The sequence below is a fragment of the Galactobacter sp. genome, assembly GCF_022712295.1.
Taxonomy (GTDB): Bacteria; Actinomycetota; Actinomycetes; order Actinomycetales; family Micrococcaceae; genus Galactobacter.
In genome coordinates this window covers 1-6,936 of record NZ_JALAGT010000103.1, presented here as the reverse complement: position 1 = coordinate 6,936, position 6,936 = coordinate 1, and the positions used below count along the sequence as shown (strand labels likewise).

Sequence of the window (6,936 nt, the reverse complement as noted above, 5' to 3'; positions counted from 1 at the left end):
TCCCGTGCGCAGCGCCGAGGAACACGACGATGCCAACACGTGGGCCGCCTCGGAGTCCGATGTGGTGCTGCCCGGGGTGAAGCCCTATGCCATCGCCGAACTCGCCCAGGAGATCGCCCCGGCTCTGCGAGAGGGCACCGTGGTGGTCTCCGTCGCCGCCGCGATCACGCTGGCCAAGCTGGAAGCAAGCCTGGCCGAGGGACAGCCGGTGCTGCGCTCCATGCCCAACACCCCGCTGCAGGTGGGCAGGGGCGTCGTGGCCTTGGCCCGCGGCACCCATGCCGACGACACCGCAGTGGATGCCGCGCGTGCCGTCTTCGCGGGTTCCGGGAAGGTGTACGAGGTGGAGGAGGACCAGATCGACGTGGTTTCCGCCGTGTCAGGTTCCGGCCCCGCCTACGCCTTCTACCTGGCGGAGGCCATGGCAGACGGCGGGGCGGCGCTCGGCCTTGACAAGGACCTGGCGCGGCAGCTGGCGGCGGCCACACTGGCCGGTGCGGGTCTGATGTTGGACACGCCGGATGCCGACCCGGCTGCCTTCCGCAAGGCCGTCACCAGCCCCAAGGGAACCACGGAGCAGGCCATCCTCACCTTCGACGAGCGTGGCGTGCGCGAGGCCATCGCAGAAGGCGAGAAGAACGCTGTGGCCCGCTCGCTGCAGATGGCGAAGGACTACGCCTGAGGCTCTCTTTTGCCCCCGTATGTGGCATGAACCCCTGCCGATGTGATTTGCCCCGGTCGTTCGACCGGGGCAAATTCCGCGTCACGGGGCTAACCGAAGTCTGTGGGGTCAATGGCAGCGGCTCAGGGCCTCGCGGCGAAGCGCTCCAACAGTTCCACGTGGCCGGCCACGATCAGCACGTCACGCTGGGACACCACGGTGTCCGGCTGGGCGTAGGTGAAATCCTCTCCCGGTGACTTCACACCCACCACGGTGACGCCGTACTTCTCCCGAACATGGGAGTCCTCGAGGCTGAAACCTTGGGTCTCCTTGGGCGGGTACATCTTCACGATCGCGAAGCCGTCGTCGAATTCGATGAAGTCCAACATGCGCCCGCCCACCAGGTGGGCGGTGCGCACACCGGCGTCCGCCTCCGGATAGATGACGTGATTGGCGCCGATCCTGGAGAGGATCTTGCCGTGCGCGGGCGTGATGGCCTTGGCCCAGACGTGCTCGATCCCCAGGTCCACCAGATTCACGGTGATCAACACCGAGGCCTCCACCGAGGTGCCCACTCCAACCACCGCGGAGGAGAACTCCTGGGCTCCGAGCTGGCGTAGGGCCTCCAGGTTGGTGGCGTCCGCTTCCACGACATGGGTCAGCGAGTCCGCGAACACTTGCACCAGTTCCGCGTTGCGTTCGATGGCGAGCACCTCCCGGCCTTGCTGGACCAACTGCCGGGCCACGGAGGAACCGTAGCGTCCCAACCCCACGATCAGGACGGGGGCGTTGTGGTCGCCGTATCGTTCAGCCAATGATGGGCCTCTCTTCCGGGTAGTGATAAAGCTGACGGGTGTGCCGCAAGGACAAAGCCGTCGCGAAGGTGATGGTACCGATCCGCCCGAGGAACATCAGGGCTGCCAGCACAATCTTGCCCGCTGCCGGCAGGGTTTCCGTGAGTCCGGTGGACAGACCGACGGTTGCGAAGGCGGAGATGCACTCGAAGAGAGCGTGATCGAACCTGGCAGCCGGATCGACGACCAGGAGCGCGATGGTCCCCAACATGACCAAGGTGGCGCCCATACCGGTCACCGCGATGGCGACCCTGAGGGTGGACTCCACGATTCGTCGGCCGTAGACCTGGACCTGGGTGGTGCCGCGAGCCTCGGCGAGGATGGCCACGATCAGCACGGCAAGCGTGGTGACCTTGATACCGCCGGCCGTGGAGGCCGAGCCGCCTCCCACGAACATCAAGGCGTCCGTGATGACCAGACTGGCGGGATGCATCTGCGATTGATCCACCAGGTTGAAACCGCCGGAGCGGGTCATGACGGAGGCGAAGAGGGTGTGGAGGGACTTGTCCCAGAAACCCATCCGCCCGATGGTGTCGTCATTTCCCCATTCCGAGGCGCCCCACGCCGCACTTCCGAGAAAGACCAGCGCCAGTGAGACCGTGAGCGTGAGTTTGGTGTGCAGGTTCCATTTGCTGATCCGGTGCCGCTGATGCAGCAGCACCATCACCACCGGGAACCCCAGCGACCCCAAGAAGACTCCGAGCATCAGGGGAGCCAGCAGCCATGCGTCGGCCTCATACGGAACCAGGCCGTCGGAGTGTGGGGTGAACCCCGCATTGTTGTACGCGGAGACGGCATAGAAGACCCCGTGCCAGGCTCCACGACCCAGGCTTTCCCCGTAACTCCAGAAGCGGGCGCTCAACCACAGGATGAGCAGGAGCTGGATGATGACGGAGGTCGTGATGACGATGCGCAGCAGCGAACCGACCTCACCCAGCCGCCCCGAGGAGGACACGTTGAGGGACTGCTGAGCCAGGAGCTTCCCACGGATGCCGAGCCGCTTGGACACTGCGAGCGAGAGGATCGACGCCAGGGTGAGGATGCCGAGACCGCCCACGAAGATGGCCACCAGGATCACGACCTGCCCGAACAACGTCCAGTGTGCGGCGGTGGAGACCACCGTCAGGCCGGTGACGCACACGGCGGAGACGGCGGTGAAGAAGGCGTCCACGAAAGGGGTCAGGTGACCGTCCGTTGCGGCCATCGGAAGGCTCAACAGGATCGTCACCACGAGGATGAAGGCCAGGAAGACACCGATGGCGAGGCGGGCCGGGGAATTGGCCGCAAGCCGATCCACGAAGTCGCGTGCACCGTAGAAGAGGCGAAGGGCCACGTTAGGGCGTGCGTCCTCTTCGGGTGGGGGGCCTGCGGCCATGGTGTTCAGGATTCCTTGATAGGTCGGCTTCACGGACAGCGACCATTCAACCACTGCCGCAGGCGTGAGTTAGCCTGTTCTCGTGATCTCCAACACCTCATTCCCCGGTGTGGATCTGATCTATGACGAGGCCATGGCCGCATATCGCTTCGGCGAGCGTCATCCGATGGATCCGGTCCGGCTACGACTGACCGCACGCTTGCTGCGGGATCTCGACGTCCTGGGAGACGGCCGCGGGCGGGTTCTTCACCCTTACGTGGCCGATGACGACCAACTACGCACGGTTCATTCTGCGGCCTATGTGCAGGCGGTCCGGGACGCTTCGGGGCCGGATGGAGAGCCGGATGTTTCCTTCGGTCTGGGCACCGAGGACGATCCCATCTTCCCGGCCCTGCACGATGCCAGCGCCCGACTCTTCGGTGGATCCCTCGTGGCCGCGGAGTCCGTTCTGGAGGACAAGGGCCGTCCCGCCGTGAACTTCGGCGGTGGCATGCACCACGCTTCGCGCAACAAGGCCAGCGGATTCTGCATCTACAACGACGCAGCGGGTGCCATCGCACGGCTGCTGGACGAGGGCGTCTCCCGCGTTCTGTACCTGGACCTCGACGCCCACCACGGGGACGGGACCCAGTCCATCTTCTGGGACGACCCCCGCGTCATGACCATCTCGTTGCACGAATCCGGGCGGACACTGTTCCCCGGTACCGGCTTCGCTGCGGAGAACGGTGGCGAGGACGCTCCGATGACCGCGGTCAATGTGGCCCTACCGGCGGGCCTGCAGGACGGCGGCTGGCTCAGGGCCTTCCATGCCGTGGTGCCCCAGATGGCCAGGGCCTTCGAACCAGAGGTGATCGTCTCCCAGCACGGTTGCGACGGTCATGCGCGCGACGAGCAGACCAACCTCAAGCTCACCGTGGACGGTATGCGTCAGGCGGCGCTCGCGGTCGCGGACCTGGCGCACGACCTCACCGAAGGACGTTGGATCGCCACCGGTGGCGGCGGATACGACATCATCCACACCGTCCCGCGGGTCTGGTCCCATCTGGTCGCCATCGCCTCGGGGAAGGCGCTGCAGATTTCCACGCCCGTTCCGGCCCCGTTCCGCGAATGGGTCAAGGAACGCTACGGCGTGGACGCCCCGGAGACGATGGGCGACGACGTGGACCTCTGGTGGCGCTCGTGGGAGGTCGGATACGACCCCGGGGATCCGGTGGACCGTGCCATCATGGCCACCCGCAAGGAGCTCTTCCCGGCCTTCGGCCTTGACCCCTGGTTCGACTGACGTCGACCCGAGCATCCCACGCCCGACGGGTGTGGCTCGCTACGATGTGCGAGTGGCCACCGATCTGTTCTCCGTCCTCTCCGATCCCACCCGTCGTGCCCTCCTGCTGAACCTCGTCGACCAGGAACGCAGCGTGGGCGACCTGGTGGAGGCCGTCGGAGTCAGCCAACCCACAGTGTCCAAGCACCTCAAGGTGTTGAGGGATGCGGACCTGGCGCGCACTCGAGTTCAGGGGCAAAGGCGTTTCTACGCACTGAACCCTGAACCGCTGCGTGAGGTCGACGAATTCGTGGCGCGACTGTTACCGGCGCCGGCAGGGCTCGAAGGTGCCGACGCGGGCGGCGCGTTGACGACGGTCGGCGAGACCCAGACGTCGGGCATGGACGACGATCCGCAGTCCAAGCGCACCCACAACACCGTGGGACGCACGGTGGAACAAGGGCTGGAACGAGCCCAGGAATTCTTCGATCGCTTGTCCAAGCAGAACAAGCAGCGCCGAGGGCGTCGCAGCAAGTAGCGACGCTCATCGAGTCACACGCAACACACCGGTCGCATGGCTACACACCAGTCACAGGTTTCACGTAGACTCGTGCGGGTGCAGCGTGAATAACCCTGTTAGGGGCAGCGCTCAGCGCTTTCGTAGTACCGCCCAAGCCGCTCAACGACACGGAGGACCATCCGATGCCGGATCCCCGACACTTCGCGAACGCCCGCTTCATGACCGTTGCTGAGGTCGCAGACGTGATGCGCGTGTCCAAGATGACCGTGTATCGGTTGGTGCACTCGGGCGAACTCCCCGCCGTGCAGTTCGGCCGCTCATACCGGGTCCCGGAGAACGCGGTGGAGGCCTACCTGGGCTCCGCTCAGATCGACCCGACGCAGATCCGCGGCACCGGAACCGACTGACCCCTTCCGGGGAATCGGCCCGGAACAGGGAGAGCCACCTCACCTCGATGCGACAGCGCACGGGGCATGCAGGTAGGATAGGAACGATCTTCGCCCGCGCGCGCCTCGGTCATCGGGGTCCCTGGGTGTCACAAGACGACATGTCCACGAGATAACAGCAGGAGGACCCATGGGTTCCGTCATCAAGAAGCGCCGCAAGCGTATGGCCAAGAAGAAGCACCGCAAGCTGCTGCGCAAGACGCGCCACCAGCGCCGCAACAAGAAGTGAGTGCTCACGAGGGGCCGGAATCGTCAGTGACGATTCCGGCCCCTCGTTCGTTGTCCGCCTGCCATCGGCGGTCGCGGACGCACTACAATGAGCCCGTGCCGCAGACTCCTTCAGACCCCCGCGTCCAACTCATCACCAAACCCGGATGCCACCTCTGCGACGACGCCCGAGCCGTGGTGCAGTCCGTGACCGCTGAGCTGGGGTTGACATGGGAGGACGTGGACGCCGGGAGTGTTCCGGAGCTTCTGGAAACCTATGCAGAAGAGATTCCCGTGCTGCTGGTTGACGGAGTCCAGCGGGACTTCTGGCGCATCGAACCCAAGCGCCTGACCAGGCTGTTGAGCGCATGACGGGAACCACCAAGGAACAGATTCCCGATCCGGTCATGCGCAGACTTTCCTACTACCTGCGCGCGCTGACCTCCGGCAGCATGGTCGGGCACGCCACGGTGTCCTCGAGAGGGTTGGCGCAATCGGCCGGGACCACCCCCGCCACGTTGCGTAAGGATCTGAATCTGTTGCGCGTCAAGGGCCGCGCCGGCATCGGATATGCCGTGGAGGACCTGGTACCCGCGTTGGAGTCGGCACTGGGATTGGACCAACAGTGGCGCGTCGCCATCGTCGGCGCCGGACACCTGGGAACCGCATTGGCTGGTTACTCGGGTTTCCAGCGGCGTGGTTACCCTGTGGTGGCCATCTTCGATACGGCGCCGAACGTGGTGGGGACCGACGTCGCCGGGCTGACGGTGGAAGATCTGGCGGGTCTGGAGTCCGTCATCCAGGAAAAAAGCGTGAACATGGCGGTGGTCACCGTTCCGGGTGATTCGGCGCAGGACGTCCTAGACCGCCTCGTGGGCGCGGGTGTGCGCAGCATCCTGTCCTTCGCGCCTGTGGCTCTGCAGGTACCGGACGGTGTGTCGTTGCGGCGCGTGGACCTGGCCAGTGAGCTCTCACTCCTGGCGCATCGTTCCGGGCCGGTGCCGCACTGAGCGGCCGGGTTCGCCGAGGAACTCAGTACCGCTTCGCCGAGCGTGCGCGGAACCATGCCGTGGCCGGCTGGGAGAACCAGAGCACGATGACGACGATGCAGATGGCAAGTCCGGGCACTCCGACCACGGGCGAGAACAGCACCATCAGCAGCTGATAGGCGGCCATGGCGCCGCCGCACACCGTTCCGGCGATACGCCAGGCATTGGAACCCTTCCAGGTGCGCCATGCAGCTACGGCGGCCACGATTCCCACGGCGACGATGATGGCCATGGTGAAGTAGATGACACCCTGGAGCATGGACTCCGAGTAGAGATCGAGGGCGTCCCGGTAGGTCTCAGCCTGGGACTCGGGCATGCTGTCCGCGGCACTGAGCAACTGGGACTTGAGATCGCCGCCCAGGAACGTGCTCATGCTGGAGAGCATCAAGATGGTGTACAGGCCTGCGGCGACCCACAGAACGATCGACGCCGCGGTGACCTGACCGGGGCGGCGGGTGGGTGCCTGCGGCGCCGGGTAGCCGGGCACGTAGCCCTGGCCGGAACCGGGCTGACTCCAGCCGCCTGCCGGTGGGTTGTCTGGCACGTAGGGGCCGAAGGTCTGG

At 65.6% G+C, this 6,936-nt stretch carries 10 protein-coding genes; 7 read left to right on the top strand and 3 right to left on the bottom strand.

What is annotated here, in order from left to right:
- A partial coding sequence (proC, locus tag Q0A15_RS07845) for a pyrroline-5-carboxylate reductase (protein ID WP_291278968.1) occupies positions 1-682 on the top strand: 682 nt, incomplete at its 5' end.
- 122 nt (positions 683-804) lie between these two features.
- Here the strand turns inward: proC and Q0A15_RS07840 are convergent.
- Together Q0A15_RS07840 and Q0A15_RS07835 are read right to left on the bottom strand one after the other, a co-directional pair.
- The gene (locus Q0A15_RS07840) at positions 805-1,476 is read right to left on the bottom strand and encodes a TrkA family potassium uptake protein (RefSeq protein WP_291278967.1); all 672 of its coding nucleotides are present in this window, start codon (positions 1,474-1,476) and stop codon (positions 805-807) included.
- The gene (locus Q0A15_RS07835; protein WP_291278966.1) at positions 1,469-2,890 is read right to left on the bottom strand and encodes a TrkH family potassium uptake protein; all 1,422 of its coding nucleotides are present in this window, start codon (positions 2,888-2,890) and stop codon (positions 1,469-1,471) included. The genes Q0A15_RS07840 and Q0A15_RS07835 overlap by 8 nt, the downstream gene beginning before the upstream one ends.
- 133 nt (positions 2,891-3,023) lie before the next feature.
- On the opposite strand from Q0A15_RS07835, the gene Q0A15_RS07830 reads away from it, so the two are divergent.
- The 6 genes from Q0A15_RS07830 (at position 3,024) to Q0A15_RS07805 (ending at position 6,334) form a co-directional block, all read left to right on the top strand.
- The gene (locus Q0A15_RS07830; protein WP_291278969.1) at positions 3,024-4,172 is read left to right on the top strand and encodes an acetoin utilization protein AcuC; all 1,149 of its coding nucleotides are present in this window, start codon (positions 3,024-3,026) and stop codon (positions 4,170-4,172) included.
- A gap of 52 nt (positions 4,173-4,224) precedes the next feature.
- The gene (locus Q0A15_RS07825) at positions 4,225-4,689 is read left to right on the top strand and encodes a helix-turn-helix transcriptional regulator (protein ID WP_291278965.1); all 465 of its coding nucleotides are present in this window, start codon (positions 4,225-4,227) and stop codon (positions 4,687-4,689) included.
- 164 nt (positions 4,690-4,853) lie between these two features.
- Complete coding sequence (locus Q0A15_RS07820; protein ID WP_291278964.1) at positions 4,854-5,078, top strand: helix-turn-helix domain-containing protein; 225 nt, start codon at positions 4,854-4,856, stop codon at positions 5,076-5,078.
- A 169-nt stretch (positions 5,079-5,247) separates the two neighbouring features.
- Complete coding sequence (locus tag Q0A15_RS07815; protein WP_003792170.1) at positions 5,248-5,346, top strand: AURKAIP1/COX24 domain-containing protein; 99 nt, start codon at positions 5,248-5,250, stop codon at positions 5,344-5,346.
- 95 nt (positions 5,347-5,441) lie between these two features.
- On the top strand, positions 5,442-5,696 hold the full coding sequence (locus Q0A15_RS07810; RefSeq protein WP_291278963.1) for a glutaredoxin family protein: 255 nt from the start codon (positions 5,442-5,444) through the stop codon (positions 5,694-5,696).
- On the top strand, positions 5,693-6,334 hold the full coding sequence (locus Q0A15_RS07805; RefSeq protein ID WP_291278962.1) for a redox-sensing transcriptional repressor Rex: 642 nt from the start codon (positions 5,693-5,695) through the stop codon (positions 6,332-6,334). Before Q0A15_RS07810 ends, Q0A15_RS07805 begins: the two co-directional genes overlap by 4 nt.
- A 22-nt stretch (positions 6,335-6,356) precedes the next feature.
- Here the strand turns inward: Q0A15_RS07805 and Q0A15_RS07800 are convergent.
- The coding region (locus tag Q0A15_RS07800) for a hypothetical protein (protein WP_291278961.1) at positions 6,357-6,936 on the bottom strand (580 nt) is incomplete at its 5' end.